The 2,986-nt window shown below is 39.6% G+C and carries 3 protein-coding genes; 2 read left to right on the top strand and 1 reads right to left on the bottom strand.

Annotation, left to right across the window (positions count from 1 at the left end; all coding sequences use genetic code 11):
• The first annotated feature begins 199 nt into the window (after nucleotides 1-199).
• On the top strand, nucleotides 200-781 hold the full coding sequence (gene rpoE / locus ODU55_RS11530) for a DNA-directed RNA polymerase subunit delta (protein ID WP_398582899.1): 582 nt from the start codon (nucleotides 200-202) through the stop codon (nucleotides 779-781).
• Between the two features lie 192 nt (nucleotides 782-973).
• On the top strand, nucleotides 974-2,578 hold the full coding sequence (locus tag ODU55_RS11525; protein WP_398582898.1) for a CTP synthase: 1,605 nt from the start codon (nucleotides 974-976) through the stop codon (nucleotides 2,576-2,578).
• Between the two features lie 226 nt (nucleotides 2,579-2,804).
• Here ODU55_RS11525 and ODU55_RS11520 read toward each other — a convergent pair.
• Nucleotides 2,805-2,986 (bottom strand): IS30 family transposase (locus ODU55_RS11520; protein ID WP_142759956.1); only part of this gene is annotated, 182 nt, incomplete at its 5' end.

Below are 2,986 nucleotides of genomic sequence, written 5' to 3'. Positions count from 1 at the left end.
TTTGCATTTTATTGGAAAAAAGGGCACTAGCGAATATTGTAGACCAATTGTGAGATAAGGAAAGTCGTTAGAATCTTCTTTTGGACGGTAACAAATTGGATAAAATACGAACTACGGGAATGATTCGATAAAGATTATCTTTGACTATTTGCCTTTTTTAGCGTAAAATAGAAAGGAAAGACAAAAAAGGAGAACAGCCTTGGAACTTAACGTATTTGCAGGACAAGAAAAAAGCGAACTTTCCATGATTGAAGTAGCCCGTGCTATTTTGGAAGAACGTGGACGTGACAACGAAATGTATTTCAACGACTTGGTCAATGAAATTCAAAACTACCTTGAAAAATCAAACAGCGAGATTCGCGTAGCCCTCCCAACCTTCTATTCTGATTTGAATGTGGATGGAAGCTTCATTCCACTTGGCGAAAACAAATGGGGCTTACGTTCTTGGTACGCAATCGATGAGATTGATGAAGAAGTGATCACTCTTGAAGAAGATGATGAAGATGCACCAAAACGCAAGAAGAAACGTGTTAATGCCTTCATGGACGGTGATGAGGATGCGATTGACTACGGACATGACGATCCGGAAGATGAGGACAACTATCCAGGTAGTGTATCATCAGAATACGATGATGAAAATCCAGATGATGAAAAAGATGAAGTTGAGTCTTATGATTCAGAGATCAACGAAATTATTCCAGATGACGAATTGGATGAAGAGGATGTTGATTTAGGTGAAGATGACGATGAGTATTCAGATGAAGAGGTCGTCGACGAATAAGAATTATATCCCCATAGATTCTTAAAAATAATTTGACAAGACTACCAAATTACGATAAGATATTATCGGGCACCTCTTTTGAGGTCGGAGCTCCCTAGCGATAGGGAGCTATTTTTGTTTTTTCTTCAAGTTAACAGGAAGTATCCCCACAAATCGCTTCCTGTTAGCCTGAATCGTAGAAAAGGAGTTTGCATGACAAAGTATATTTTTGTAACAGGTGGTGTTGTTTCCTCTATCGGCAAAGGGATCGTAGCAGCCAGTCTAGGTCGTTTATTGAAGAACCGAGGTCTCAAGGTAACAATCCAAAAATTTGATCCATACATCAACATTGATCCAGGAACAATGAGTCCGTATCAACACGGTGAAGTTTTTGTGACGGATGACGGTGCAGAAACCGACTTGGACCTTGGGCACTATGAGCGTTTCATCGACATTAACCTGAACAAATATTCAAATGTTACAACAGGTAAAATTTATAGCGAAGTCCTCCGTAAAGAGCGTAAAGGGGAATACTTAGGGGCAACAGTTCAAGTTATTCCACACATTACAGATGCTTTGAAAGACAAAATCAAGCGTGCAGCTCGTACTACAGATGCAGATGTCATCATCACGGAAGTGGGTGGTACAGTAGGTGATATTGAAAGCTTGCCATTCCTTGAAGCGCTTCGTCAGATGAAGGCAGATGTCGGTTCAGACAATGTTATGTATATCCATACAACACTCTTGCCTTATCTCAAAGCAGCAGGCGAAATGAAAACCAAGCCAACACAACATTCTGTAAAAGAGTTGCGTGGTCTAGGTATTCAGCCAAACATGTTGGTAATTCGGACAGAGCAGCCTGCTGGACAAGGAATTAAAAATAAACTGGCACAATTCTGTGATGTTGCTCCAGAAGCAGTTATTGAGTCCTTGGATGTCGAACATCTTTACCAAATCCCGTTAAATATGCAAGCGCAGAACATGGTTCAAATTGTTTGCGATCACTTGAAGCTCGACGTACCTCCAGCAGATATGACAGAGTGGACAGCTATGGTAAACAAGGTTCTTAATCTCCAGAAAAAAGTAAAAATCGCTTTAGTTGGTAAGTATGTAGAATTACAAGATGCCTATATTTCTGTAGTTGAAGCTCTAAAACACTCAGGATATGCAAATGATGCTGCTATCGAACTGGATTGGGTCAATGCAAATGATTTGACAGCAGAAAACGTAGCTGAACGTCTAGGACAAGCACAAGGAATTATCGTTCCTGGTGGCTTTGGACAACGTGGTACAGAAGGGAAAATACAAGCCATTCGTTATGCTCGTGAGAATGACGTGCCAATGCTAGGGGTCTGCTTGGGAATGCAGCTGACCTGTGTAGAATTTGCTCGTCACGTTCTCGGTTTAGATGGTGCTAACAGCTTTGAATTAGACCCAGAAACCAAATATCCAATTATTGACATCATGCGTGATCAAATTGGAGTGGAAGATTTAGGAGGAACTCTCCGTTTAGGTCTTTATCCAAGCAAGCTCAAACGTGGCTCCAAGGCTGCAGCTGCTTATGATAATCAAGAAGTTGTACAACGTCGCCATCGTCATCGTTATGAGTTTAACAATGAATTCCGTGAACAATTTGAAAAAGCAGGTTTTGTTTTCTCAGGCGTGTCACCAGACAACCGTTTGGTAGAAATTGTTGAAATTCCAGAAAATAAATTCTTCGTTGCCTGCCAATATCATCCAGAACTACAATCTCGTCCTAATCGCCCTGAAGGTTTGTATACAGCCTTTGTTTCAGCAGCTATAGAGAATGAAAAATAAGTATAACCACTATAGAAGAAGATTGGATTATTCAATCTTCTTTTATATTTTTTTATATAACGAAACGAAAAAGATGTCAGTACTTATATAGAAGAAAATATGAAATACCACCCCATCTGACATCATTGTCTAGGCAGTTTTAAGCAATATCATTATATAGTAGAGTGTTGCAAAAGAATCAGCTAAATCAATACGTTTTGGCAAAAACCCAAATTTCAAGTTGAAGTTAGCCACCCAAAAGAAATTCACTTGGCGACTTGTAGTCCAAGCATTTTTTAGGGTAGTTGTTAATCCAATTTTCGATAAAAGCTACTTCTTTCGGAGTCGTTTTCTTGGTTCCTTTAGGTAACCATCTCCGAATTAATCGATTATGATTTTCATTTGAACCTCTCTCCCATGAAGAGTAAG

Origin of the sequence: Streptococcus sp. 2022WUSS037 (assembly GCF_044427225.1) — a bacterium.
GTDB lineage: Bacteria > Bacillota > Bacilli > Lactobacillales > Streptococcaceae > Streptococcus.
This window is presented reverse-complemented; position numbering and strand designations above follow the sequence as displayed.

Excerpts from the sequence above, each read along its gene's own strand:
- ODU55_RS11525 (WP_398582898.1), top strand. The coding sequence starts at position 974 with ATGACAAAGTATATTTTTGTAACAGGTGGTGTTGTTTCCTCTATCGGC.